At 52.6% G+C, this 24075-nt stretch carries 29 protein-coding genes; 26 read left to right on the forward strand and 3 right to left on the reverse strand.

All coding sequences use genetic code 11. The features are described 5' to 3' along the window. The 6 genes from AC1BI1_RS12205 to AC1BI1_RS12230 form a co-directional block, all read left to right on the forward strand. On the forward strand, nucleotides 1-691 hold a 691-nt coding region (locus AC1BI1_RS12205; protein ID WP_476717577.1), incomplete at its 5' end, for an N-acetylmuramoyl-L-alanine amidase. Between the two features lie 52 nt (nucleotides 692-743). Then, entirely contained in the window at nucleotides 744-1076 is a 333-nt protein-coding gene (locus tag AC1BI1_RS12210) for a winged helix-turn-helix domain-containing protein (protein ID WP_476717613.1), read from the forward strand. A gap of 92 nt (nucleotides 1077-1168) precedes the next feature. Further along, nucleotides 1169-2065 (forward strand): ABC transporter substrate-binding protein, encoded by an 897-nt coding sequence (locus AC1BI1_RS12215; RefSeq protein ID WP_476717578.1) that lies wholly within the window; start codon nucleotides 1169-1171, stop codon nucleotides 2063-2065. A gap of 7 nt (nucleotides 2066-2072) precedes the next feature. Next, nucleotides 2073-2783, forward strand: a complete 711-nt coding sequence (locus AC1BI1_RS12220) for an ABC transporter permease (RefSeq protein WP_476717579.1) — start codon at nucleotides 2073-2075, stop codon at nucleotides 2781-2783. After that, a complete protein-coding gene (locus AC1BI1_RS12225; protein WP_476717580.1) occupies nucleotides 2767-3510 on the forward strand; it encodes an ATP-binding cassette domain-containing protein in 744 nt (247 codons plus the stop codon). Before AC1BI1_RS12220 ends, AC1BI1_RS12225 begins: the two co-directional genes overlap by 17 nt. A 61-nt stretch (nucleotides 3511-3571) precedes the next feature. After that, nucleotides 3572-4264 (forward strand): response regulator, encoded by a 693-nt coding sequence (locus AC1BI1_RS12230; RefSeq protein ID WP_476717581.1) that lies wholly within the window; start codon nucleotides 3572-3574, stop codon nucleotides 4262-4264. Between the two features lie 26 nt (nucleotides 4265-4290). Here AC1BI1_RS12230 and AC1BI1_RS12235 read toward each other — a convergent pair whose 3' ends face one another. Further along, complete coding sequence (locus AC1BI1_RS12235; RefSeq protein WP_476717582.1) at nucleotides 4291-4572, reverse strand: late competence development ComFB family protein; 282 nt, start codon at nucleotides 4570-4572, stop codon at nucleotides 4291-4293. A 178-nt stretch (nucleotides 4573-4750) separates the two neighbouring features. Here AC1BI1_RS12235 and ispE point away from each other — a divergent pair, with 178 nt between their 5' ends. The 5 genes from ispE (at nucleotide 4751) to AC1BI1_RS12260 (ending at nucleotide 9579) form a co-directional block, all read left to right on the forward strand. Next, complete coding sequence (gene ispE / locus AC1BI1_RS12240; protein ID WP_476717583.1) at nucleotides 4751-5635, forward strand: 4-(cytidine 5'-diphospho)-2-C-methyl-D-erythritol kinase; 885 nt, start codon at nucleotides 4751-4753, stop codon at nucleotides 5633-5635. Nucleotides 5636-5671: 36 nt separating this feature from the next. Next, nucleotides 5672-6370, forward strand: coding sequence for a GntR family transcriptional regulator (locus AC1BI1_RS12245; RefSeq protein ID WP_476717584.1), 699 nt, complete (start codon nucleotides 5672-5674; stop codon nucleotides 6368-6370). Between the two features lie 27 nt (nucleotides 6371-6397). Beyond that, nucleotides 6398-7156, forward strand: a complete 759-nt coding sequence (locus AC1BI1_RS12250; protein WP_476717585.1) for a nucleotidyltransferase family protein — start codon at nucleotides 6398-6400, stop codon at nucleotides 7154-7156. An 87-nt stretch (nucleotides 7157-7243) separates the two neighbouring features. After that, entirely contained in the window at nucleotides 7244-8635 is a 1392-nt protein-coding gene (glmU, locus tag AC1BI1_RS12255; protein WP_476717614.1) for a bifunctional UDP-N-acetylglucosamine diphosphorylase/glucosamine-1-phosphate N-acetyltransferase GlmU, read from the forward strand. Next, nucleotides 8632-9579, forward strand: a complete 948-nt coding sequence (locus AC1BI1_RS12260) for a ribose-phosphate diphosphokinase (protein ID WP_476717586.1) — start codon at nucleotides 8632-8634, stop codon at nucleotides 9577-9579. The genes glmU and AC1BI1_RS12260 overlap by 4 nt, the downstream gene beginning before the upstream one ends. Here AC1BI1_RS12260 and AC1BI1_RS12265 read toward each other — a convergent pair. Further along, entirely contained in the window at nucleotides 9576-10187 is a 612-nt protein-coding gene (locus tag AC1BI1_RS12265) for a PRC-barrel domain-containing protein (protein ID WP_476717587.1), read from the reverse strand. The genes AC1BI1_RS12260 and AC1BI1_RS12265 overlap by 4 nt on opposite strands. Before the next feature lie 105 nt (nucleotides 10188-10292). On the opposite strand from AC1BI1_RS12265, the gene AC1BI1_RS12270 reads away from it, so the two are divergent. The 13 genes from AC1BI1_RS12270 (at nucleotide 10293) to AC1BI1_RS12330 (ending at nucleotide 20959) form a co-directional block, all read left to right on the forward strand. Further along, nucleotides 10293-10916, forward strand: a complete 624-nt coding sequence (locus AC1BI1_RS12270; RefSeq protein WP_476717588.1) for a 50S ribosomal protein L25/general stress protein Ctc — start codon at nucleotides 10293-10295, stop codon at nucleotides 10914-10916. A gap of 52 nt (nucleotides 10917-10968) precedes the next feature. Beyond that, a complete protein-coding gene (gene pth, locus AC1BI1_RS12275; protein WP_476717615.1) occupies nucleotides 10969-11526 on the forward strand; it encodes an aminoacyl-tRNA hydrolase in 558 nt (185 codons plus the stop codon). Then, nucleotides 11520-11909: a hypothetical protein gene (locus tag AC1BI1_RS12280; protein ID WP_476717589.1), complete on the forward strand. Its 390-nt coding sequence runs from the start codon at nucleotides 11520-11522 to the stop codon at nucleotides 11907-11909. Before pth ends, AC1BI1_RS12280 begins: the two co-directional genes overlap by 7 nt. Nucleotides 11910-12070: 161 nt before the next feature. Beyond that, nucleotides 12071-15607, forward strand: coding sequence for a transcription-repair coupling factor (mfd, locus tag AC1BI1_RS12285; RefSeq protein WP_476717590.1), 3537 nt, complete (start codon nucleotides 12071-12073; stop codon nucleotides 15605-15607). 97 nt (nucleotides 15608-15704) lie between these two features. After that, nucleotides 15705-16268 carry a stage V sporulation protein T gene (spoVT, locus tag AC1BI1_RS12290; RefSeq protein WP_476717591.1) on the forward strand — a complete coding sequence of 188 codons (564 nt, stop codon included), beginning with the start codon at nucleotides 15705-15707 and terminating at the stop codon, nucleotides 16266-16268. Nucleotides 16269-16375: 107 nt separating this feature from the next. After that, nucleotides 16376-17842: a bifunctional methyltransferase/pyrophosphohydrolase YabN gene (gene yabN / locus AC1BI1_RS12295; RefSeq protein ID WP_476717592.1), complete on the forward strand. Its 1467-nt coding sequence runs from the start codon at nucleotides 16376-16378 to the stop codon at nucleotides 17840-17842. A gap of 83 nt (nucleotides 17843-17925) precedes the next feature. Further along, entirely contained in the window at nucleotides 17926-18201 is a 276-nt protein-coding gene (locus AC1BI1_RS12300) for an HU family DNA-binding protein (protein ID WP_476717593.1), read from the forward strand. 2 nt (nucleotides 18202-18203) lie between these two features. Further along, the gene (locus AC1BI1_RS12305) at nucleotides 18204-18476 is read left to right on the forward strand and encodes an RNA-binding S4 domain-containing protein (protein WP_476717594.1); all 273 of its coding nucleotides are present in this window, start codon (nucleotides 18204-18206) and stop codon (nucleotides 18474-18476) included. Between the two features lie 53 nt (nucleotides 18477-18529). Continuing rightward, complete coding sequence (locus tag AC1BI1_RS12310; protein WP_476717595.1) at nucleotides 18530-19480, forward strand: SpoIID/LytB domain-containing protein; 951 nt, start codon at nucleotides 18530-18532, stop codon at nucleotides 19478-19480. Between the two features lie 67 nt (nucleotides 19481-19547). After that, nucleotides 19548-19814 (forward strand): sporulation protein YabP, encoded by a 267-nt coding sequence (gene yabP / locus AC1BI1_RS12315; protein WP_476717596.1) that lies wholly within the window; start codon nucleotides 19548-19550, stop codon nucleotides 19812-19814. Then, nucleotides 19811-20161, forward strand: coding sequence for a spore cortex biosynthesis protein YabQ (gene yabQ / locus AC1BI1_RS12320; protein WP_476717597.1), 351 nt, complete (start codon nucleotides 19811-19813; stop codon nucleotides 20159-20161). The genes yabP and yabQ overlap by 4 nt, the downstream gene beginning before the upstream one ends. 146 nt (nucleotides 20162-20307) lie before the next feature. Beyond that, nucleotides 20308-20538: an RNA polymerase sigma factor gene (locus AC1BI1_RS12325; RefSeq protein WP_476717598.1), complete on the forward strand. Its 231-nt coding sequence runs from the start codon at nucleotides 20308-20310 to the stop codon at nucleotides 20536-20538. Between the two features lies 1 nt (nucleotide 20539). Further along, nucleotides 20540-20959 carry an FtsB family cell division protein gene (locus AC1BI1_RS12330; RefSeq protein WP_476717599.1) on the forward strand — a complete coding sequence of 140 codons (420 nt, stop codon included), beginning with the start codon at nucleotides 20540-20542 and terminating at the stop codon, nucleotides 20957-20959. A 147-nt stretch (nucleotides 20960-21106) separates the two neighbouring features. Here AC1BI1_RS12330 and AC1BI1_RS12335 read toward each other — a convergent pair whose 3' ends face one another. Continuing rightward, a complete protein-coding gene (locus tag AC1BI1_RS12335) occupies nucleotides 21107-22102 on the reverse strand; it encodes a serine hydrolase (protein WP_476717600.1) in 996 nt (331 codons plus the stop codon). A 196-nt stretch (nucleotides 22103-22298) separates the two neighbouring features. On the opposite strand from AC1BI1_RS12335, the gene spoIID reads away from it, so the two are divergent. Together spoIID and AC1BI1_RS12345 are read left to right on the forward strand one after the other, a co-directional pair. After that, nucleotides 22299-23279, forward strand: a complete 981-nt coding sequence (spoIID, locus tag AC1BI1_RS12340) for a stage II sporulation protein D (RefSeq protein ID WP_476717601.1) — start codon at nucleotides 22299-22301, stop codon at nucleotides 23277-23279. A 51-nt stretch (nucleotides 23280-23330) separates the two neighbouring features. Continuing rightward, nucleotides 23331-24056 (forward strand): peptidoglycan DD-metalloendopeptidase family protein, encoded by a 726-nt coding sequence (locus AC1BI1_RS12345; RefSeq protein WP_476717602.1) that lies wholly within the window; start codon nucleotides 23331-23333, stop codon nucleotides 24054-24056. Nucleotides 24057-24075: the final 19 nt, after the last annotated feature.

The following is a 24075-nucleotide window of genomic DNA, read 5'->3' on the forward strand; positions in this document are numbered from 1 at the left end:
TGGAGGAACAAAATTTACATATGGTGACACTCAGTACTTCTTGCCAGGGAAAGGGAAGTGTGGGGTCATAGAAGATTTGCTACAACGGGCAGAGATAGAGGTGGTATTTTCCCGCAAGGAGGACGTAGACGTATCCCTGGCTGAGCGGACCTCCCTTTTTAACCGTGCCCAGGTGGATCTGGTAGTCAGCCTGCATGTCAACAGTTCCGAGGACTCCCAGGCCGCCTACGTAAGCACTTATATTTTGGGTCCCGGGGGGCAGGCGGAAGAGGCGGCTAAGATTATCCAGAGAGAGCTAGTCCAGGCCTTAAAATGGCCGGACGGTGGGGTGCGGCAGGCCAACTTCTATATCTTACGGGAAACCGATGCTCCGGCGGTGCTGGTGGAGATGGGGTTTTTGAGCCATCCGGAAGAGGCTGAGGCCTTAAAAACAGAAGAGACACGGCGAGTGCTGGCCTTAAGTTTGGCTCGGGGAATAGCCGTTCACCTGGGGCTTGATCCCGGAGTATTTTTGCCCGGTAGAGATATTACTGGACACTGGGCAGAAGGCGCCATTAGACGGTGCCTGGAACTGGGGCTTATGCACGGTTATCCCGACGGCACCTTTCGCCCGGATAATTTCGCTACCCGGGCAGAGCTCGCGGCCAGCCTGATAAATTTGCTGGACAAGGTCAAGGCAAAGGAATTATAATAGGTTTAAGGTGAAGTGCGTTCTCTTCGGGGTGGTATCTTTTAAATTGCGGGTGCGCTATAAGGTATGGCTGGAGGAAGGGGAGCATATTTTTGGTGAGGGCCTTTTTACGCTTCTCCGGGAAATTGACCAGCGGGGCTCTATTAATAAGGCGGCTCAAAATCTGCACATGTCTTACCGCCAGGCCTGGGGCCGGATTAAAAAAGCAGAGGAGCGGCTGGGCTTTCGCCTCCTGGTGACCAGGATTGGTGGCGAGGCTGGTGGGGGAGCAGAACTTACCACAGAAGGGCGAAAACTCCTGAGAAATTACCAACAGTTCCGAGAACAAGTGGACAAGGCCATTCAGGAGGCTTTTATAAGCAACTTCGGAGGAAAACAGGATTAGAAAATAGGACTGTTTTATGCTATCCTAAAAGGGAGGTTATTTATTTTTTTATGTTCGTTATGCTTGTAGAAGCATAAAGAAAGAGGGATACCATGAAATTGGGTAAAAGGTACTCGGGAGCGGCCATCGCGGGGGTGTTAGGGCTAATTTTATTACTTATACTTAGCGGCTGCGGCCAGGAGAAAAAACAGGAAGCACCGGCTGCAGCACCGGCCCGAAAGACAGTGATCCTGGCTACCACCACCAGTACCATGGATACCGGCTTGCTGGATGTGTTAATACCTTTGTTTGAAAAGCAGACGGGCTATACTATGAAGCCCCACGCCGTAGGTACCGGACAGGCCCTGGCCATGGGGGAGCAAGGCAATGCCGATGTCCTCTTGGTGCATGCTCCCGCAGATGAAAGGAAACTGGTGGAAAAAGGCGTGGCCATCAACAGGCAGTTAGTCATGCATAATGATTTTATTATTGTAGGCCCGCCGGAGGACCCGGCTGGAGTCCGCGGGGCTAGGACGGCCGCCCAGGCTTTCCGTAACATCGCGGCCAGGCAAGCCCTTTTTATCTCCCGGGGAGATGATTCGGGGACCCATAAGAAGGAAAAGGATATCTGGAAGGAGGCCGGGATCCAGCCCTCCGGCAAGTGGTACCAGGAAGCTGGAGCGGGCATGGGCCAGACACTGAATATCGCTTCGGAGAAGGGCGGTTATACCCTTACCGACAGGGGTACTTACCTGGCCCTGAAGAAAAACCTCAAGTTAAGCATCTTGCTAGAAGGGGAGAAGTCCCTCCTTAACATTTATCACGTCATGCAAGTCAATCCGGCCAAGTTTCCAGGCCTGGACATAAACAGCGAAGGGGCCAAGGCCTTTATAGATTTCCTCCTGTCACCGGAAGTCCAGAAGATAATCGGCGATTTCGGCAGGGAAAAGTACGGGGAACCCCTCTTTTTCCCTGATGCCGGCAAAGATGAAAATAGCTTAGGAAAGTGAAGTAACTATGGGAGCGGCCTGGCAGGGATTGGTCAAAGGGGTAGAGCTACTTATTCACCTGGACCCCGAGGTTATGGAGGTTGTAGGGCTAACTTTAAAAGTATGCGGCCTGGCAACCCTGATAAGCGTCCTGATAGGTTTACCCCTGGGGGCTCTGCTGGCCTTCCGCAATTTTCCTGGGAAGCGTTGGCTTATCAGCCTGGTCAACACCTTTATGGGTGTACCGCCTACGGTGGTGGGTCTCTGGGTGAGCTTTCTCCTGTGGCGCAGCGGGCCCTTGGGCCGGTTGGAGCTAATTTATACACCCGCGGCTATCGTTATAGCCCAGGCATTCATCGCTGCTCCTCTGGTAACGGCTCTGTCCCTGGCTGCTTTCCAGCAGTTACCCGCTAGGCTACCGGCTCAAATCCTGGCCCTAGGGGCTTCTCCGGGGCAGCTCTTCTGGACTTTGCTAAAGGAAGCGCGCCTGGGGCTTTTGGCCGCCGTGATTGCCGGTTTTGGAGGGGTGGTTTCTGAAGTAGGGGCCTCCATGATGGTGGGCGGGAATATCCTCCACCAGACCAGGGTCATGACCACAGCTATAGTCATGGAAGTCAGCAGGGGAAATTTTGATATGGCCTGGGCTTTAAGCTTTATTCTGCTGGGCCTGAGTTTTACTATAACGGCGGTTCTTACTTTCTTACAGCAGGGGAGGCGCAGCCATGGGGATCAGCGTTAAGGTGGCAGGTGTTAAAGTATTAAGGGGCGACCGCCAGATACTGGCGGTAGAAAAGTTGGATATAAAGGAAGGGGAGATTTGGGGAATAATCGGCCCTAACGGCGCGGGCAAGAGCACTTTGCTTCACGTACTGGCCCTATTGGAAAAACCTGCCGAGGGCGACCTTTATTTTGGGAGGGAGCGGGTGAATTGGCGGCGCCGGGAAATATTGAAACTCCGTCGGCAACTGGCGGTTGTCTTTCAGGAACCTCTTTTGCTCAATGCCACTGTCTATCAAAACGTGGCGTTAGGTCTGCGCTTCAGGGGCTTAAAACGGGCGGAAATCGACGAGCGGGTGGACCGGTGGCTTAAGCTATTAAATATAAGGCATCTGGCACTAAGGAAACCGTGGCAGCTCTCTGGCGGAGAAGCCAGGCGGGTTAGCCTGGCCCGGGCCCTGGTCTTGGAGCCGGAAGTTTTGCTCCTGGATGAGCCTTTTGTAGCTCTGGACGCACCTACTCGGGCCCTCCTCCTTGCGGAATTGCGCACACTTTTAAAATCCGCGGGTATTACTACTATCTTTGTAACCCATGATTTCACCGAGTTACCTTTACTGGCCGACCAAGTGGCTACCCTTCTGGAAGGCAGAATTCTTAAGACAGGCCACCCGCAAGAGTTTCTCTGGCTATACCCGCGGCCGGAACCATTTTATACCAACAGATGGGCCTGGACAAGGGTGGCGGAGTAAAGTAGAATAAATTTGGGAGAAAAGGGCCAAAATTTTGCCCTGAGGAAAGTCAGGGGGAAAAATGTCGGCAAAGATCTTAGTGGTAGATGATGAGCCTGCTATTTTAGAGCTGGTGACCTATAATTTAGAGCAAGCCGGTTTCACCACTATCACGGCCACCGACGGCGAAACTGCTTTAAAACTGGCAGAAACAGAAAAACCTGACCTGGTTATCCTAGACGTTATGCTGCCCAAAATTGATGGCTTTGAAATATGCCGAACTTTAAGGGCTCGCGGCAACACACCTATACTTATGCTCACGGCCCGGCGAGAGGAGGTAGACCGGGTGCTGGGGCTGGAGCTGGGTGCTGACGATTACTTGACCAAGCCCTTCAGCCCGCGGGAGTTGGTGGCCAGGGTGCGGGCTATCCTGCGACGGGTAGCCGAGAGCAATACCCGGGCGGAGGGGACAATAGTGGTGGGCGACCTGATAATTAAGCCGGATAGCCACGAGGTAAAAGTCCGGGGACAGACGGTGGATCTCACCTTGAAGGAATACCAGTTGTTAAAGTTCCTGGCCGAAAATCCAGGCCGAGTCTTTACTCGAGAAGCTTTGCTGGACAGGCTTTGGGAAGGCGAATATTTCGGTGATACCCGCACCATTGATGTGCATATCCGGCACCTGCGCGAAAAAATTGAGGAAGATCCTAGCAACCCACGCTATATTCTAACGGTTCGAGGAGTAGGATATAAATTCCGCGATAAATCGCTGTAAAGTGCGAAAGAAGAGAAACCCGCGCCCTAACTTTCGTGGCGCGGGTTTGCTTTTACCTGCATTAAAGCCCGCGTTAAGGCGGCATAAATATCGGCCCGGTACTGGGTTTCCAGCATGGATACTTTAGTATAAAGGGCACCCTTTTCCCTCACGGCGTAGCGGGGAGGAAGCTGGTTTAAGGCTAGGGCAGCTATGTCGTGGCGGCAGACTTCACACCGGCAGGCTTCGGGGTCCTTTTTCAGCACCTCATCCAGCAATTCCCAGACGCAATCTTCCATGTAATTTTTAAGGACTAATTCTTTATCCATATACTGATAATCACCTCTTCCGAGGATAATTCGCCTTCTCCTGGTAGCTTTCCTGCCTGAAGGTAAAAATAGTTATGGGAGGGAACAACCGCTAGTGCCAGGTAGAGGCTTTTTTAAGTTAAAAAAGAGGATTTTTTTCCGATTTGATGTATAATTAAGGGGCAGGGATAATTAAGTTATGTATAACATTTGGGAGCGAGGTTGTTTGCAGGAGATCATCCTTGCCGCCTATGGTAAAATTAATTTGACCTTAGAGGTTAAAGGGAAAAGGCCTGACGGCTATCATGAAATAAGCACTATCTTTCAGAGCATTGCGCTTCATGATACTGTTATTTTAACTCCAGGGGGAGATATTACACTAGAAGTTAAAGGCCTGGCAGCGCCAGAAGGTCCGGAGAACCTGGCCTGCCGGGCGGCTTTTTTGCTTAAGGAAAAGTATAATTTTCCCGGAGTTAAGATAAAGCTGGAAAAGAGGATACCACTGGCTGCGGGACTCGCTGGCGGCAGTGCTGATGCTGCTGCCGTCCTGTTAGGATTAAATTATCTTTTTGGCCTGGGTCTGACTCCGTCCGAGCTGGCCCGGCTAGGGTCCCGGTTGGGGGCCGATGTTCCCTTTTGTGTTTTGGGCGGCACAGCCCTGGGAAGAGGTAAAGGGGAAAGGCTTACCCTGTTACCCTCTCCCCCTTGTCTCTGGCTGGTCATGGTAAAGCCTCCCTTCGGGGTAAATACGGCGGAGGTCTACCGGGGATGGGATTGTGGCCTTTTTGCTACCACTGGTTTTGATCCCCCCCGGGAGAAAGAGGCTTTAGCTGCTTTAAACAGGCAGGACCGGAAAGGGCTGGTGAGATCCTTAGGCAATGATTTGGAAAGAATCACCTGCCGTATGTACCCGGAGGTGATTGCTATCAAAGAGCGCCTTGTGGCTTTAGGGGCAGAAAAGGCTGTAATGTGCGGCAGCGGGCCTACCGTCTTCGGGGTAGTGCCTACCAGAGAAGAGGCTTTTAGGATTGCTGAACGTTGTTTACTCGACTACCCGGAGACCTTTGTAACTCATACTCTTTAAGGCTGAGGAAGTTAACCATTGGCAGGAGGTGAAGAAGTGAAAAATTTACTGGCCGGCAAGCTGGAGAATTACAAACCCTTACGGGAAATTGTTTTTGAGACCTTACGTGAAGCCATTCTTAACGGGCAACTTAAGCCGGGAGAACGCTTGATGGAAGTCCAGCTGGCCGAAGAAATGGGCGTGAGCCGTACCCCTGTTCGGGAAGCCATCCGTAAACTGGAATTAGAAGGTCTGGTAGTGATGGTACCCCGGAAGGGAGCATATGTAGCGGACATCTCTACCAAGGATATCACTGAAGTCTTTGAAATACGGTCTGCCCTGGAAGCCCTGGCCGCTGCCCTGGCTTGTGAGCGTATTACGGAAGAGGAACTGGAAGAACTGGAAAGGCTTTTGGTCAAGGTGGCCGAGTGCGTGGAGAAAAACGATTTGCAAACCCTTATCCAGGTAGATACCCAGTTTCATAATGTCCTATACCGGGCCAGCCGTAACGAGCGCCTGGTGCAGATAATCAATAACCTGGCGGAGCAGATCCAGCGTTTCCGCACGACCTCCTTAGGCACCCCCGGCCGCATGAAAGAGGCGCTGGAGGAACACAAAGCTCTGGTAGAAGCCATTACGGCGCGCAATATAGAGCTGGCTCAACGCTTGGCCCAGGAGCATGTGGAGAACGCGGAGAACCGTATGATGGAAGCCATCTTAAAGGAAATGAAGTCCCGTCAGGAAGAGATCTCCTAAGATTATGGCCGAGGGGAGGCTGGCGGTTTGCTGGTAGATGGAGTGGTGCTGGCCGGGGGCAGCCAGGGGAAAGGAGAACAACTGGGAGGCGAGATAGAGGCTTTACTGCCCATCGGCGGTCGTCCCATGGTGGCCTGGGTGTTAAAAGCCCTAAAGGATTCGGGGTGTCTAAAAAATCTAGTCCTGGTAGGGTCTAAAGAACTGGCTGAATTAGCCGAGGCCGAAGGAATACTTCTGGTGCCGGCAGGCCCGACGGCGGTGGAAAGCGCCCTGAACGGCGCCAGGGCTTTGCCTGGAGCGGAATGGCTCCTTCTGGCAACGGCTGACATTCCCCTGCTTACACCGGGAGCGGTGCGGGATTTTCTGGAGCGATGCCAAAAAGTTGAAGCTGATCTCTATTATCCCATTGTCACTCGGGAGAGTAGCGAAGCCGCTTATCCGGGCGTAAAGAGGACTTATGTGCGCTTAAGGGAGGGCACCTTTACGGGTGGGAATATGGCTCTGATACGCAAAAGCGCCCTTAGCGTTTGCGCTGGGCGAGGGCAAAAGCTGGTAGCCCTCCGTAAGAGCCCCCTGGCTTTAGGTCGCCAGATCGGGATGGCCTTTATTATAAAATTTCTTTTAAACCGGTTAACCCTGGCGGAGGTAGAAAAACGTTTCTCGGAACTTTTAGGGGTGCGAGGAGTGGGGATAATAACACCTTATCCGGAGATAGGGGTGGATGTAGATAAGCCTAGCGATCTGGAGCTAGCCCGAAAGGTGTTGTCCCCCATGTCACCGTCATAAAAAGGCAAATTTGGCCCCATTACCAGCGAAATCCAGCGTACCGCATGGGCTAAGCTCGGGAGCTTCCGAATTCTGGGGGAGGGTTTAATTCGAGTGCAAGGAGTAGTGGCCATTATCCTGGCTGCCGGTGAAGGAAAAAGGATGCGATCTGACTTGCCCAAGGTGTTGCACCGGGTAGCGGGCAAAACTCTGGTGGGGCATGTTATAAGCGCCGTGGAGGAGGCCGGCATAGAGGAGATCATCCTTGTCGTTGGCCACGGTGGAGATAAGGTCCGGGCCGAGCTGGGCCCCAAGTTTAAGTATGCCTGGCAGGAGAAGCAACTGGGCACTGGCCATGCCCTGGCCCAGGCGAGGGATCTAGCCCAGGGGGCCGAAACCATTGTCGTCCTCTGCGGCGACACCCCCCTCTTGCGGCCGCAAACTCTGGCAGGTCTGGTGGCTGAACACCGGAAGCAAAAGGCAGCAGCTACCTTGTTAGTGGCGGAAGTCCAGGATCCCACCGGGTACGGCCGCGTTGTGCGCGATGCTCAAGGCCGGGTACAAAAAATCATCGAAGAGCGCGATGCCGATGAAAACATAAGGGCCATCAAGGAAATAAATAGCGGGACCTATTGTTTCGAGGCCTCTCGCCTATGGCCAGCCCTGGCAGAAATTAAGCCGGAAAATGCCCAAGGCGAATATTACCTGACGGATGTTATTGCGCTTTTCTGCCGTCAGGGGGAAGTGGTGCAGGCCGTCCTGTGTGCCGATCCGGAGGAGATTCTGGGTGTAAACGACCGGGTACAGTTGGCTCACGCGGGCAAAATTTTGCGCCGGAGGATAAATGAAGAGCTTATGCTAAAAGGAGTAACCCTGGTGGACCCGGATAATACTTATATCGACGCGGGGGTCGAGGTGGGGAGAGATACCCTCATTTTCCCCTTCACTTTTTTAGAAGGGAAAACCAGCATAGGTTCGGGATGTACCCTTGGTCCCTATGCCAGCATCAGGGATAGCCGGATTGGGGATGATACTGTTATCAACTACGCTGTAATCCAGGAGTGCACCGTAGGTGCCTGGTGCCAGGTGGGTCCCTTTGCTTACCTGCGCCCAGGAACCGTGCTGGCCGACCGGGTTAAGGTGGGAGACTTCGTAGAAATTAAAGCTTCCCGCATAGGCGAGGGGAGCAAAGTGCCTCATTTGACTTATCTAGGTGATGCTATTGTGGGCAAAGAGGTGAACATAGGAGCAGGTACTATTACCTGTAATTATGATGGTCATAAAAAATGGCCGACCATTATTGGTGACGGCGCTTTTATCGGCAGCAATACCAACCTGGTGGCCCCAGTGGAAGTAGGGGAGAAGGCTCTCATTGGTGCCGGGTCTACCATTACGGAAAATGTTCCGGCAGGGGCCCTGGCCCTGGGAAGGGCTCGCCAGGTTAATTTGGCCGGGAGAGGACTGGCTAAATTAAACGCGAAGGGTCGGGGTGAGGAATGACCAACGATAATGACATGTTAAAGATTTTTACCGGCAATGCCAATCCCAAGCTGGCTGAGGAAATTTCTGCCTATCTCAAAGTACCCCTGGGCGCGGCCAAAGTCGGGCGCTTTAGCGACGGAGAGATAAGCATAGCCATTGATGAGAGCGTGCGAGGAGCCGATGTCTTTGTCATTCAGCCCACCTGTAACCCTGTAAACGAGAATTTAATGGAACTACTAATTCTTATCGATGCTTTGCGCCGCGCCTCGGCCTGGCGCATAACGGCAGTGGTCCCTTACTACGGTTATGCCCGGCAAGAGCGCAAAACCCGTGCTCGGGACCCCATTTCGGCCAAGCTGGTAGCCAACCTTATTACTGCTGCCGGGGCCGACCGTGTCCTGACCATGGACCTCCATGCCGGGGCCATTCAAGGCTTCTTTGATATTCCGGTGGATCATCTGACGGCCGTACCCATCCTGGCGGATTACTTTAATGCCCTGAGGTTAAGTGAACTGGTTGTCGTTTCACCCGACGTGGGAGGCGTGGCCAGGGCCCGCAACTTTGCTGAAAGGTTAGGTGCCGAGATAGCCATCATTGACAAACGGCGGCCAGCTCCCAATGTAGCCGAAATCATGGATATTATCGGCGATGTGGAGGGCAAAACCGTTATCATGATTGATGATCTCATTGATACTGCGGGTACCATTTGCCTGGGCGCGGAAGCCTTAAGAGAACACGGAGCTCGGGCGATTTATGCCTGCTGTACCCATCCTGTGTTATCTGGACCGGCAGTAGAAAGGTTGAAAGAGGCTTATCTGGAGGAAATAGTGGTGTGTAACACTATTCCCGTCCCGCCGGAAAAGGATATACCCAAGCTGCGGCATCTTTCTGTGGCTCCCCTTTTGGGAGAAGCCATCATGCGCATTCACCGGGATGAATCTGTCAGCACCCTTTTTGATTAAGACTGGTCTTTTTTGCCTAACCAGGGGAGGTGCTGGAGATAGCGCCCCAAATTGTGGCTGATCTTTTGCCCGGCGGCAGCGGCGTTTTCCCAACCGGGGAATACCGTGAACCCCTTGGGGCGCCTGAGGGAATTTTCAGCTCCTGCCCGGGCTATTAAAGCATCGCGGCCGCAGGTGAGGATGGCATCGGCCGAAAGTGCGCTTTTGCCCTGCCACAGGTGTCCTTTAAGCTCTAAGTAATGAATTTTCCCATCCTGGGGATCGAAGGAAAAATCCTCTACTACGCCCAGCACTGTTCCTTCTTCGGTTATAATTTTTGCTCCTATAAGCGGTAGGGCATTCTTAGCTAGATTTTCCAATTCTGGCAGGGAGCTGAGTTTAACAACAGCCGAGGCCTGATCCACGGTTACAGCATGGTTACCGACATTTTTCACGTGGCTGTAAGGAATTACCGGCTGCTCTTTAAACCATCCCTTGCGGTCCAAGGTCAGGCCGGCGATGCATAGCTTCTGGTGGTCTATGAGCAAGCGCCTGATCCGCCCCAGCGCCTGCCCGTCAGCCAGGCTTATTACTGGCATACCGATAAGCTTCTTACTCCTGTGGAACAAGCTACTCACCTCCTGGATAGAAAATGACTATGCTTAAGCCAATAATTTTATGACTGGTCCTAAACACCTGGGGAAAAATTAATTAGCAGAAAGGAGATGGTAATCATGGAAGCCGCAAGTTTAACTATCCAGGTCCGGGAAAGGGTGGGTAAAGGAGCTGCGGGGCGCCTGCGCCGCCAGGGCCTGCTGCCGGGGGTGCTCTATGGCCGGGATGTGGGCAATGTGCCGGTAACAGTCAACCTTCGGGAGCTAAAAAAGATCCTGGAGAAGGAAGGGGAAAGGGCACTTGTCAAAGTAGAACTGGAAAAAGAGGGCAGCAAAAAGGAATATATGGCCCTCATCCGAGAAGTACAGCACCATCCTATACGCCGTGACTTAATCCATATTGATTTTTATCAGGTGCCGGCGGGTGAAAAAATTACCACTACTGTACCGGTAGTATTGGAGGGAGAACCGCGGGGGACTAAGGCCGGCGGTGTACTCCAGCACGGCGTACTCGAGGTGGAAGTGGAATGCTTGCCGGCTGATCTGCCGGAGGCTATTATCGCAGATGTAAGCCATTTGGATATAGGGGATCACCTGACGGTCGCCGATCTAAAGCCGCCTAAAGGGGTAGAGATCCTTTCCGAGCCTACTACCCTAATTGCCACTGTAGTAGGCACCAGAGCGGCTGAGGAGGAAGAACAAGCCGAAGGCGAGGCTGAGGGACCGACAACTGAAGCCTCTTAGGGGGTAAAAGGCGTATAAAATTTTGACGTTACGGAGAGGATATCCGGTGAAGATGGTTGTGGGCCTAGGTAACCCGGGGCCTAATTACGAAACAACCCGCCATAACGCTGGTTTTATGGCCTTAGATCTATTGGCCGATGATTTAGGTATTGAGCTTACCCGGGAAAAGTACCGAGCCCTTATCGGCAGCGGACAAGTAGCAGGGGAGCGGGTGCTTCTGGTCAAACCCCTTACCCTTATGAATTTAAGCGGCCAGGCAGTCGCCCCCCTCGCCCGCTGGTACGGTATTGTCCCCCAAAATATTATGGTCATCCTCGACGATCTGGACCTGGAACCGGGGCGCCTGAGAATTAGACCCAGGGGCAGTTCTGGCGGCCATAAGGGCCTGGCTTCGGTCCTGGAAGCCCTGGGGACCGAAGCCGTGCCGCGGGCAAGAATAGGCATCGGCCGTCCTCCGGCCGGTAAAGAAGCTGTGGATTATGTCCTGGAACCTTTTACGGAAGAAGAATGGGCACTGGTAAGCCCTGTTCTGCTTAAGGCAGCCCAGGCTGTTCGCCTTTGGCTGGAGACGGCAAATATTGAGGAGGTCATGAATGGCTTTAATTGTTAAAAGGCATCTATCTTTGGGCAGGTTTATTGGCGGCTGCTCTGGCGTGGCTCGCCAACAGGTTTTTGCTATCTTTTCTGAAATTAAACACTGTGCTGTGGGGCCCTCTCCTGGAGGAGACTCTCAAAACCGGGCTGGCTCTAGCCTGGGGGGCTCCGCTAGTTTTAGTACATATTACCTTTGGCCTGGTGGAGGGATTTTTTGAGCTCGAGCTCAATAAGGCAGGAGCTGCACTCGCTGCTGTGGCAGGCCACAGCCTCTTCGGCGCGGTGGCCTCCCTCATCTGGCAGAACTCGGGCCACGCTATTTTAGCCTGGGCCGGGGGGTTCATCCTCCACCTGGTGTGGAATTTAATTATTTGGCTGTTACACCGCAAGCCCTCTTAGAGGGTTTCCGGAGCGAGCTGAAGTCAAGTAGGCCTAGCCTAAAAACTGAGGATAACTCGGCTTTCACTTACCTTGACTCCACGAGTTCAGGTAGCTATAATGAAATAAAACCGGGCCCCTGTAGACAGCGGGCCTTTTATGGTCTGGGAAGAGAGAGGCTTATGTATAACCACGGATTATTACAAATCGTTAGAGATAGTGCACAATTTCACACACTGGCAGAAGGATTACGACGGGGCCTGGCCGAACAACAGCTGTACGATTTGCCGGATGGCCTGAAGAGCCTGTGGGTAACCGCCATGGTGGCGGAGTTTCAGCCCCTGCTGGTGATCACCGCCAGCTCGGAGGAGGCCCAGCGCCTGGCGGCGGACGTGGATGCCTTCTGGCCAGGGGAAGGTATTGGTTTTTTTCCGGCAGGGGAGATTTTGCCCCTGGGCTTTTATGCCCATAGCCCGGAGATACCTTCCCAGCGGATCCGGGTTTTGAGCGACCTGGTGCGCGGCAGGGCTAAAGTAGTGGTGATGGCCATGGATGCCCTGGCAGGAAAGCTCCCGCCTCCTGAAGTTTTCCGCCAGGCTTTAATGACCTTACGGGTGGGCCAGACTATAGAGCGAGAGGAACTCATAAACCGTTTAGTACGCCTGGGTTATCACCGGGAGGAAATGGTGGAAGCTCCCGGGCACCTGGCGGTCCGAGGCGGTATTATTGATATCTATCCCCTGGGGGCTGAACAGCCTGTAAGGGTAGAATTTTTTGGTGATGAAATCGAGTCCTTGCGCCCCTTCGATCCCGGTACGCAGCGTTCGGTAGGGGAAGCGGAGGAAATAGTTATTACCCCGGCTGAAGAAGTAGTGGCGCCGGAAGACTTACAGCCGGGCCTAGCCAACCTCAAAAACGAGTTCAACCAAACTTTGACCAAACTAAAAAGGACCCGGCCGCAAGCTGCCCGGGAACTGGAAGAGCGTTTAAATGGGCTGTTACAGAAATTGGAATCCGGGGACTGGCCGGAAGGAGCCGGTCAGCTTCAGAATTTTTTTTACTCCCAGCAGGTTAGCATCCTGGATTATTTCTTACGCCCACCCCTGGTGATCCTGGATGACCCTGCAAGGCTCATGGAAGAGGCCAAGCGCCTAGAAAAGCACCGCATGGACATTTTTACCCAGATGCTGGAGAGCGGCCTGGCCTTGCCTTCCCAGGGGATGGCCTACGCTACTATGACGGAAATAGAAATGTGGCTTAAAAAATACCAGCGCCTTTATTTCACCCTTTTGCCCCGGCGGGCGAGCCCCCAGGTGCGGCAAACAATAGGTGTGGGAGCTCAGACCATCCCCGCTTTTCAGGGCAAAGTGAGCTTGCTGGTGCAGGAATTGGGCAGGTGGCGACGGGACAATTATCGTATAGTGCTAATGGTGGCGGACCCTGGACGGATTGAGGCCCTGCGCCAGAGCCTTATGTCCGAAGGTCTGGAGACAGTAGCCTTAAAGGATGTATCCACCCCGCCCCAGCCCGGCCAAATAGTAGTAGTACCGGGTAGCCTGCGCCAGGGATTTATTTGGCCCCAGGCCAAACTGGTTATCCTGGGAGATACCGAGCTCTACGGCCCTGTGCGCCGGCCCCGGCGCCAGAAGATAGCTAGGGAAGGGGCCAGGATAAGTTCCTTTACCGACCTGAAGGAAGGGGACTATGTTGTCCATGTCCACCACGGCATCGGGCGATACCTGGGCATCCAGCAGCTGGAGGTAGGAGGCGTAAAAAAGGATTATCTGCTTATCCAGTATGCGGGAAACGACCGCCTGTATGTACCCATTGACCAGATTTCTTTAGTGCAGAAATATATAGGGGCTGAAGGGCATGTCCCCCGCCTCTACCGCCTGGGCGGTAATGAATGGGCCAAGGTCAAGGGCCGGGTACAGGAAGCTGTACGGGCCATGGCCGAGGAGCTCCTCACCCTGTATGCCACCAGAGAGACCATTCAGGGCCATGCCTTTTCTAAGGATACGCCCTGGCAGAGGGAATTTGAAGAAGCCTTTCCTTATACCGAAACGCCGGACCAGCTAAGGGCCATAGCTGAGGTTAAAGCTGACATGGAAAGGCCCAAGCCCATGGACCGGCTTTTATGTGGCGATGTGGGCTACGGTAAGACAGAGGTGGCCTTAAGGGCTGCTTTTAAAGCTGTAATGGATGGTAAGCAGGTGGCTGTGTTAGTGCCTACCACCATCTTGGCTCAGCAGCACTACAATACCTTTAAGCAGCGTTTAGCTCCCTACCCCATCAAAGTAGCTGTCTTAAGCCGCTTCTGCTCTCCCAAAGAGCAGGCGGAAACCATAGCGGCCCTGGCTCGGGGAGAGATAGACATCGTCATTGGTACTCACCGGCTCCTATCCAATGATGTCGCCTTTAAAGATCTGGGCCTGGTAATAATTGACGAAGAACAGCGCTTTGGGGTAGCCCATAAAGAAAAGTTAAAGCAGTTACGCTATACAGTGGATGTGCTCACCATGACGGCCACCCCCATACCCCGGACCCTGCACATGGCTTTAGCCGGGGTAAGGGATATGAGCCTGATTGAGACTCCGCCCGAGGATCGGTTTCCGGTCCAGACCTATGTGGTGGAATACAGCCCGGAACTGGTGCGGGAGGCCATCAAGCGGGAACTGGATCGCGGCGGGCAAGTTTATTACGTCCACAACCGGGTGGCGGACATTGACCAGGTGGCCTTTAAGCTCCAGCAGCTGGTGCCGGAGGCCAGGATCGCTGTGGCCCACGGCCAGATGGCGGAAGAAGAGCTGGAGCAAATAATGCTGGATTTTATTGAGGGCTGCTACGATGTTCTAGTCTGCACTACCATCATTGAAAACGGGCTGGACATCCAAAATGTCAATACCCTCATTGTAGATGAAGCCGATACTTTTGGCTTGGCCCAGCTTTATCAGCTAAGGGGTCGGGTCGGGCGTACTAACCGCCTGGCTTACGCCTATTTCACCTACCGGCCGGACAAAGTTTTAGGCGAGGTAGCCGAAAAGCGGCTGGCGGCTATCCGTGAATTTACCGCCCTGGGTTCGGGCTATAAGATCGCCTTGCGGGATCTGCAGCTTAGAGGTGCCGGCAACCTTCTGGGACCGGAACAGCACGGCCATATGCTGGCAGTGGGCTTCGACCTCTACTGCCAGCTATTAGAAGAAGCAGTTAGAAATCTTAAGGGGCAAAAGTTGCCTCCTAAGGCGGAAGAAGTCCGGGGCGCTGCTGTAGAGTTAAATGTGGATAGCTATTTAAGCGACGATTTTATCCCGGATGCTGCTTTAAAAATGGAGTTTTACCAGCGCTTAATGACAGCCAAAAAGGTATCCGAAGTAGACGACATCGCTGCCGAAATGATAGATCGCTTCGGAACACCTCCCACGGCAGCGGAAAACCTGCTTCTTATGACGAGGATCAGGCTTCTGGCTGGGGAATTAGGTATCATAAGTGTACAGCAACGCGGCGGGGAAGTGGAACTTAAATTTGGCGACAAGTATTACTTGAGGGGCGAAAAACTGTTGCAGTTATCCCAATTTTTCCCGAGAAAGCTATCTTTTTCCTCGGCGGGTGGCTTAAGTATAAGAGTGCGCATTAAAGACCTGGATCAGCACAGTATTTTAAAACTTTTGGAACAGCTCTTAAGCCGCATCAAGGAACTCAGCCGGGCCGAGGCGGGTTAAGGAAAAACATGAATAAACCCCTGGTAGGGGTTATATACTAACAGTAAAAGTTAACATTATAAGCCACCCAGGGGAGGAAAAGGGGGGATAAACAGCAGTGAAAGCTACGGGCATCGTTCGACGCATTGACGATCTAGGGCGCGTTGTAATACCCAAGGAAATTCGTCGCACCTTACGGATCCGCGAGGGCGATCCGCTAGAGATTTTTGTGGACCGGGAAGGAGAAGTAATATTAAAGAAGTACTCTCCCATCGGTGAACTAGGCGACTTTGCCAAGGAATATGCTGATTCCCTACATGAGGCTATTGGCCACATTGCCTGTATTGCCGACCGGGACAACATTATAGCGGTGGCTGGTGCTCCGAAAAAGGAATTTTTGGATAAACCCATTGGCCCGGCGGTAGAAAGGGTGATGGAAGAGCGAAAACCAGTGCTTATTAACAACCCTGGCGAGCATCTCTTGTGCAAGGATTGCCCGGTGCATAGCGAAGGCGAAGGCTGCAAATTTTCAGCTGAAGTCATAGCTCCCATCATAGCTGAAGGGGACCCCATTGGAGCTGTTATCCTCTGCTCAAAGGACCCCAACGTTAAGATGGGGGAAATGGAGTTGAAGCTGGCTGAGACAGCCGCAAGCTTTCTGGCCAAGCAGATGGAACAGTAACTAAATTCGTATCCTGGCACGACCACGAACAGCCCCTGAAAAAAGGGGCTTGTTTTTTTAGTGGGGGCGCGGGTAAAATAAAGGCGGCTGAAAGGTAGGAGAAAAGTATGCGCGGCAAATGCTACATTGCAGGACTGGGCCCCGGCAACCCGGAGCAAATACCGGCAGCTTTGTGGCCCTTAATCGAAGATGAGAATAAAATCCTCTACTTGCGAACAGCCCGCCACACGGCAGTTGAGGAACTTAAGCGCCGGGGCATAAGCTTTACAACCTTTGATTACCTCTATGAAGAAGCTCACTCCTTCGAAGAGGTTTATAATCGGATAGTCCAGACTGTCTTGCAGGCGGCCCGGGAAAGGGAAGTAATTTACGCTGTACCGGGACATCCCCTGGTGGCTGAAACCTCAGTAACTTTGCTCTTGCAAGAGGCCGGAATACAGGGGATAGAAACCTCCCTTATACCGGCCATGAGTTGCTTGGATGCCATCTTTGTAGCCCTCTCTTTAGACCCCACCCAAGGAATGGTTATCCTCGACGCCTTGGATTTAAAACTTCGCCGCTGGGACCGGAGCAAAGGAGCCATTATTACCCAAGTTTACAATCGCCAGGTGGCGGGAGAGGTTAAACTGGCTCTAATGGAATTCTTTCCCGATGAATACCCGGTTACCGTAGTACGGGCGGCAGGGGTGCCGGGAGAAGAGAGAATAGAAGTGATACCCCTTTATGAATTGGACAGGCTTCCCTGGATCGATTATTTGACCAGCCTTTATATAGCTCCGTGTCCTGATGCCGATAAATATACTTGGGAGGGCTTAGTGGATATAATGGCGCGCTTAAGGGGTCCAAACGGTTGCCCGTGGGACAAAGAGCAGACCCATGACTCTCTTAAGCGCTACCTCCTAGAAGAGACCTATGAGGTGCTGGAAGCCCTGGAAGAGGGCGATATGCATAAACTTTGCGAGGAATTGGGAGACTTACTGCTACAAATAGTTTTCCAAGCTCGGCTGGCTGAAGAAGAGGGATACTTTAACCTAGCCGACGTAGTAACCGGCATTGTCCAAAAAATGATCCGCCGCCATCCCCATGTTTTTGGTACCAGCCAGCTTAAAACACCGGAACAGGTACTGGAGCGCTGGGATAAGATTAAAGCGGCCGAGCAAAAGGCCAAGGGCGAGAAAGTTTCTTTACTCAAGGTATCCCGGGGCTTGCCGGCCTTGCTCAAGGCCTTAAAGGTCCAGGAACAAGCTGCCCGGATCGGTTTCGATTGGAAGGGAGTGGAGGAGGTGTGGGCCAAAGTAGAGGAAGAGCTGGTAGAGCTTAGGGAGGCCTCCAGCAGCGAGGGAAGGGAAAAAATAGTGGAAGAGGTAGGTGATGTTCTCTTCGCCCTGGTAAATCTGGCCCGCTGGCTTAAAGTAGAACCCGAAAGCGCCCTAGCGCGGGCAGTCGACAAGTTTTGTCATCGTTTTGGCTATTTAGAAGAGGCGGCGCGCCATCAAGGGCGGGACTTGGAAACCTTGAGCTTAAAGGAAATGGATCTTTTGTGGGAAGAAGCAAAAAAAATTCAAAGAGATTAGCTGGCAATGAAGGAGAATGTTGGATTTTGACGAATATGGTACTTGATTAAATACTTTTAGTTAACCTAGAGGAGGGACAAATCTTGAATAAAGCTGAACTGGTGGCTAGCGTAGCTGAAAAAGCGGAGATGACTAAAAAGGATGCTGAAAAAGCAGTCAATGCCCTTTTTGCGGCCATTGAGGAAGCCCTGGCTAAAGGGGATAAGGTGCAGCTCGTGGGATTTGGCACTTTTGAAGTAAGAGAGCGGGCTGCCCGGGTTGGCCGCAATCCCCGCACAGGCGAAGAGATTACTATTGCTGCCACCAAGGTGCCTATCTTTAAACCCGGAAAAGCTTTAAAGGATGCCGTAATCAAATAGTAATGCGTCTGGACAAGTTTTTAAAAGTTTCCCGGTTAATTAAGAGGAGAACCCTGGCCAAGGAAGTTTGTGAGGGAGGTGCAGTCCAGGTAAACGGCCGCCCGGCCAAGGCGAGTACAGAGGTGAAGGCAGGAGACATCCTCACCTTGACCCTGGGCAACCGCTGCCTGACAGTAGAAGTACTCGCTACACCGGAACACGTGACGGCGGACGGGGCCAGAGAACTTTACCGCGTGTTAGCCGAGGGGAAATCCCCCTCTAATTTCCAGGCATAGCCCTTTTCCTTACCGCTGATACTATTTCCAAAAAGGATAAGGGTGGAAAAGCTATGCCTAAAGTGACGCTCCGCTGGACAGGTCTCTTGTTGCTGGCGGCTCTGGCTGTAATAATCGCAGTAGGAAGCTTCATAAAGGGAGGCCGGATAGCCCGGCGACCTCCTGGCGTAGGCCAGGAACCTACCATCTCCCTCTATATGCATGAAACCGGGCAGACCAAAAGTATTAAAATGGAAGATTATATCCAGGGTGTAGTAGCCGCCGAGATGGACCCCAACTGGCCCTTGAATGCTCTGGGAGCCCAAGCAATTCTAGCCCGCACCTTTACCATGAAAAAAATCCAGGAAGGCGGCGTAAAGGCGCGGGGGACGGATGCTTCCACCAGCGTAGAAGAATTTCAAGCCTATGACGCCCGGAAAATCAATGAAAACGTGCGCCGGGCCGTAGAAATGACCAGGGGTGTGGTAGTTAAATCCGGCGGCCAATTCATTAATGCTTGGTTTCACGCTGCAGGCGGGCCGCAGACGGCTGCTTCGGCGGTGGAAGGGCTGGATTACTACCGGGAGGCAGCTCCTTACATCCAGAGTGTTAAAGATCCCGGTTTTGCCATTACCACCCCCGAAAACAAAAGCTGGGCGAGCTCTTTCAGCGCCAGCGAAATAAGGGCGGCAGTGCGCAAAATAACAGGAGAGGATCCTGGGACTATCAGGAACATCAAAATCCTGGAAAAGGGTCCTTCGGGCCGGGCGACGAAAATACAAATAAACAATATTACGGTGAGCGGCCCGGCCCTGCGCTTAACCCTCGGGAATGAACGCCTGCGCTCCACTTTGCTTACCGGGATTGAAATGAAAGGGGACAGGATAACCTTTAGAGGGCAAGGCTACGGACACGGGGTAGGTATGAGCCAGTGGGGAGCTCGAGCCCTGGCCGAACAGGGGAAATCGCCCGAAGAAATAATAAAATACTTCTTTCGCGGTGTAACCTTAGAAAAAGCCTGGTAAATCCCAATCCGGGCTTTTTTCATTTTTTGTTTCCCCCCATCATAGGATTTTAAGAGGGGGGAAACAAATGGCCGAGGGGAAGCACCAGTTGACCGTTACCGACCGGCAGAGGTTGTTCATTACCGGCGTAGTCCAAGTTCTGGGCTATGACGAGGCAGAGATTGTGCTGGAAACAACCATGGGCATTTTAACCCTAAAAGGGAAAAATTTTAATATCACCAGCCTCAGCCTGGAAAACGGTAGCCTGGAGGCTGGCGGATATCTACATTCCCTGGACTATCGCGAGGAAAAAGGTACCCGGGGGCAAGGTTTCCTCCGGCGGATTTTAAAATGAACTACTTTTACCTGCAATGGCAGACCTTTTTGGCCCTCGCAGGCTGGGGGATACTCATGGGCTTTTTTTTCGATCTTTATAGAGTTTTCCGCTACTTTGGGCGTCCTTCATACTGGATAACCCAGATAACCGATTTTATCCTCTGGGCCGTTTTTCTGGCCACCACCTTCGCTTTGCTTATGCTGACTAACTATGGCGAAGTACGAGGCTACGTCTTTGTAGCCTTAAGCCTAGGATGGGGAATTTATACTGCCGTGGCCGGCCAGGCCGCCCGCCGCAACCTTTATAGAGTTGGCCGGCTCCTCCTTTATGTCTGGGGATTATTGGGACGGTCCCAAAAAAATTAGGCCGGTCCCTAAATAATAAATTCAAGCTAAGTCAGCAGGAATTTCTTGGGGGAAAGGCGAATAAGAGCGAATAAGAAAAATGTCCATAAGATGTACACAATATGTGGATAAATTGTGGATAAATCCTTGAGGAAGGCTTGGCCCCTGTGCAAATCGAAATCCGCGGCGTGGAAAAGTTAAGTTTCCGGGAGAGGCAGGTAGTGGCTTTGAAAGAGATGGGGTTGAGCAATGAGGAAGTAGCTAAACGACTGGGTTTGAGCGCCAGCAGCGTAGCCACTCTGTATCACCGTGCCCGGACTAAAGGGTACCAGGTGGTTATCGTTTTGCCGGGAGAAATTTTGAACTTGACGGCACAAGTGCCTGAAGGAGAGGATTAGTATGACCGCCCGTCCACGGCGGGGCGACCTAGCTTTTGTCACTACCACCGGTTTGCCCGGCGCGATTCCAGAAGTCCCGGCAGCGAGATGCCGCAAAACGCGCCGTTCACGCTTCCCGGTATTGCTGGTTTGCTTTTGCGCGGCTTACATTCTCTATTCATTTATTCACCTGGGCTTAAAGATTTACCGGGTGGAACAGGAGCTGGCGGCTTACCGCCAGCAAAAGATAGCCCTTTTAGAGGAACAGGCCCGCCTTGAGGAGGAGATCCGCAAACTTAACAGCGATGCTTACATTGAAAAGGTAGCCAGAGAACAGTTAGGCTTAATAAAACGCGGCGAGACAATTATTTTAACAGCCCGTCCGGCGGACGATGTGCCCCCCTATGTTCCTCCCCCGCCCGGCCACGAGTTCAGGGACTAAGACGGTAAAGACGGGCAGACTAAAGGCCCTTTACCCAGGGTAGGTAAAGGGCCTTATTTTCTGAGTCATTCCCACTTTTCCCAGGGGAGGCCTGCCGGGGCTTGAAAGCGAGGATCTTTCCCCGAGTGGTAGCCAAACTTAACTGCGTTACTTCTTGGCCAGACTTTCCTGGTAATCATACATTATTTTAGTAATGGTGGCGATGCTGGCAAAGCCCTGGTCGGGGTCCTCTACGCCCTGGGAGAGGACGGCGACGATGAAGGGGCGGGAGCCGAAGACGATACCCACATCTGCTGGGCTTCCCCAGACAAAACCTTCCTTGTGGGCCACGGTAATACTACCGGGGATTTTAGCGGGTATACCTTCATTGTAGATGCCGTTGGCCATATCATCCAGCAAGCGACGGCCATCAGGGTTATTTCGGGAGAAGTCCAGGGCAGCCTGGACGTAAAGGCCCATATCCCGGGCGGTGCTTAAATTTTGGCCGTTGGGAAAGACGGTCTGGCCTCCCAGCTGGCGCATATACTGGGCGATGCTCTCTTTACCGACAAAGTCGCGCAACATATTGTAGGCGATGTTGTCGCTTAGGGTAATGGCGAGAGTGGTCAAAGTTCTCAAGGTAAGCTTGTCCCCATCTTTGACACTAAATTGCAGGATGCCGCTGCCGCCCTGATAATGGGTAGCGCTGTTATAGGTTAATTTCTCCTGCCAGTCCAACTTGCCCTGGGCAACTAGGTGATTAATAAAGAGAACGGCAGGCAGCTTGGCCGTGCTGGCGGCGGGCAAAGGCAGATCGGCATTTATGCCAAAGGACTGGCCGGAAATTAAATCTTTAAAATAAACACCATAAGTTCCCGGCTGCCCGTCCAGGTAATTCTTTATTCTCTCTTGCAGGGCGCTATAATCGGGGACCTCAGTTGTTTCGGGAAGGGTCAAAGTTTGACCCGGGTAAATAACATCGCCCTTTAAATTGTTGAGAGACTTTAGGATAGCCACATTGGTGTTGAAACGCCTGGCTATCAGCCACAAGGAATCCCCCGGCTGAACTTGATAATAGTTCACGGCCCAGGCCACCAAGGGGAAAGCCAGGAAGGAAATGAAAAAAGCCAGAAGCAAGATTGGGAATTTGGGACCCTTGGACATAAAAGCACCTCCAGTAACCATTTAAACATGAAAACAGCAAAAGAATTTTTAGAAAAAAGCATAATTAGCGATGTAATTTTTACCTCACTAGGCAGATTTTTGAGATTTTACCGAAGGTATTCCTCGGGGTTCTTTCGCTGCGCGGCGCTACATATATATGGTGTAGGACAAACCGCGATCTAGGGGGTATTGGGTTTTGCGCAAGTTTTTGGGGATTTTTTTGATACTGCTTTTTGCCGCGGTAATTATTTTGCCTTCTTTGATAATCAAGGGGATAAGTTTCTGGCGATCCCCAGTAGAGGTTAAAACTCAAGAGCGGGTGGTGCGCGTCTACGATCATACCCGGGGAGAGATCCTGGTACTTCCCCTGGAAGAATATGTGGCAGGTGTAGTGTCCGCTGAAATGCCGGCAGAGTTTGAGTTGGAAGCCCTTAAAGCCCAGGCCGTAGCTGCCAGGACTTATACCTTGAAGAAAATCGAAGAGGCGCGAACCAAACCGGACGAAAAACACCCTAATGCCGATCTCTGTACCGATGCCAACCACTGCCAGGCCTGGGCTCCGGAACAGGCCTTAAGGCAGAGATATGGTTTCTGGTGGGGCCTAAGGTACCAGAAGAAAATCCGGCAGGCGGTGGAAGCCACCAGCGGGCTGGTATTGACTTACCAGGGCCAGCTTATTGTACCCGTGTACCACTCCAATAGCGGGGGTCGCACTGAGAGCGCAGCAGCCGTCTGGGGGTATGATATACCTTATCTACAGAGCGTGCTTTCTCCTTGGGACCGAGAAGCGCCGCGTTTCCGCAATACCGTGACCTGGACCCTGGCAGAGATAGACCAGAAATTAGGTGTCAACTTGTCGGCCGTTCCGGTGGCCGCCCTCACTCCTCCCAAGGGACAGGCCATAAAGGTGGAAGAATATACTCCTACGGGCCGCATTAAGACCATTAAAATAGGCAATAAGACTTTCAAAGCCACAGACCTCCGCAAACTCCTTAATATCAGTTCGACAGACTTCACCTGGCAGGTTCAGGGCGATCGCATCACTTTTATCAGCGTGGGCAACGGCCACGCTGTAGGCATGAGCCAGTACGGGGCCAACGGCATGGCCAAAGAAGGGAAAAACTTCATGGATATCCTTTACCATTACTACCGGGGAGTAAAGCTGGAAAAGAGGTAAAGTGGTATAAAAAACCTAAAATTGGGGCAGAATCTGGCCGAGGTGATGTATATGCAAAAAATTTGGGAACTGCTGCGAAGTACAGGCAGTCACCTGGGCCGGATAGGGCGGATGTTAAGGCGAAGGGGGTTGTATCTCGCTTTTCTGGCAGCCCTTTTGGCCGGCACTTATTACCTGGTTACCAATGATGTCGTCTTCCAGGGCGGCAAAGTAACTTCCCCGCACCTGCCCATAGAGGGACCGGCCAGCCCGACGGCCAAACCTTTGCCCCGGGAACCTTTGAGCGGCGCTGAAACAGTGCCTCCGGATCTAAAAGATAAGAGCGGTGCCTACCCGGCAGCAGCAACAGAAGAAGATTCCGCCCCTGCTGCTAGGGAAAGGGCCCTGGTACTGGTGCGGCCCGTAACAGGGAAAACCGTCGCTTCCTTCGGCTTTGCCTGGGCACCTATCTTTGGGGATTATCGCTTCCACCAGGGCCTGGACCTGGAAGGCCAGCCGGGAGAGGAAGTGAAAGCAGGAACTGCAGGCACTGTTTCGCTGGTAGAGTATAGTGAAGACTGGCGTTATCGCGTGGTGGTGGATGCGGGTAACGGGTACCAGGTAGTTTACGCCAATTTGGATTCCGTTAAGGCTCTTAAAGGTACCAAAATCAAAGCCGGTGACGTAGTGGGTACCCTAGGTAACCCCGGCCGGCTGGAAACCGGTAAGTCCGTTCACCTGCACCTCGAAGTTCTAAGAGACGGTAAGCCTGTAGATCCGACCCCTTACCTGCAATAACCTGGTCTTTTTTAAGCAG

The organism is Thermanaeromonas sp. DSM 22490, from assembly GCF_056378755.1.

Bases quoted from the DNA above. Each gene is read 5' to 3' on its own strand.
- pth (WP_476717615.1), top strand. From the start codon at position 10,969: ATGGTTGTGGGCCTAGGTAACCCGGGGCCTAATTACGAAACAACCCGC.
- AC1BI1_RS12235 (WP_476717582.1), bottom strand. From the start codon at position 4,572: ATGGATAAAGAATTAGTCCTTAAAAATTACATGGAAGATTGCGTCTGG.
- AC1BI1_RS12270 (WP_476717588.1), top strand. From the start codon at position 10,293: ATGGAAGCCGCAAGTTTAACTATCCAGGTCCGGGAAAGGGTGGGTAAA.
- yabP (WP_476717596.1), top strand. From the start codon at position 19,548: ATGGCCGAGGGGAAGCACCAGTTGACCGTTACCGACCGGCAGAGGTTG.
- mfd (WP_476717590.1), top strand. From the start codon at position 12,071: ATGTATAACCACGGATTATTACAAATCGTTAGAGATAGTGCACAATTT.
- AC1BI1_RS12305 (WP_476717594.1), top strand. From the start codon at position 18,204: ATGCGTCTGGACAAGTTTTTAAAAGTTTCCCGGTTAATTAAGAGGAGA.
- AC1BI1_RS12230 (WP_476717581.1), top strand. From the start codon at position 3,572: ATGTCGGCAAAGATCTTAGTGGTAGATGATGAGCCTGCTATTTTAGAG.
- AC1BI1_RS12220 (WP_476717579.1), top strand. From the start codon at position 2,073: ATGGGAGCGGCCTGGCAGGGATTGGTCAAAGGGGTAGAGCTACTTATT.
- AC1BI1_RS12345 (WP_476717602.1), top strand. From the start codon at position 23,331: ATGCAAAAAATTTGGGAACTGCTGCGAAGTACAGGCAGTCACCTGGGC.
- AC1BI1_RS12330 (WP_476717599.1), top strand. From the start codon at position 20,540: ATGACCGCCCGTCCACGGCGGGGCGACCTAGCTTTTGTCACTACCACC.
- AC1BI1_RS12310 (WP_476717595.1), top strand. From the start codon at position 18,530: ATGCCTAAAGTGACGCTCCGCTGGACAGGTCTCTTGTTGCTGGCGGCT.
- AC1BI1_RS12215 (WP_476717578.1), top strand. From the start codon at position 1,169: ATGAAATTGGGTAAAAGGTACTCGGGAGCGGCCATCGCGGGGGTGTTA.
- yabN (WP_476717592.1), top strand. From the start codon at position 16,376: ATGCGCGGCAAATGCTACATTGCAGGACTGGGCCCCGGCAACCCGGAG.
- AC1BI1_RS12225 (WP_476717580.1), top strand. From the start codon at position 2,767: ATGGGGATCAGCGTTAAGGTGGCAGGTGTTAAAGTATTAAGGGGCGAC.
- yabQ (WP_476717597.1), top strand. From the start codon at position 19,811: ATGAACTACTTTTACCTGCAATGGCAGACCTTTTTGGCCCTCGCAGGC.
- ispE (WP_476717583.1), top strand. From the start codon at position 4,751: ATGTATAACATTTGGGAGCGAGGTTGTTTGCAGGAGATCATCCTTGCC.
- AC1BI1_RS12260 (WP_476717586.1), top strand. From the start codon at position 8,632: ATGACCAACGATAATGACATGTTAAAGATTTTTACCGGCAATGCCAAT.
- AC1BI1_RS12335 (WP_476717600.1), bottom strand. From the start codon at position 22,102: ATGTCCAAGGGTCCCAAATTCCCAATCTTGCTTCTGGCTTTTTTCATT.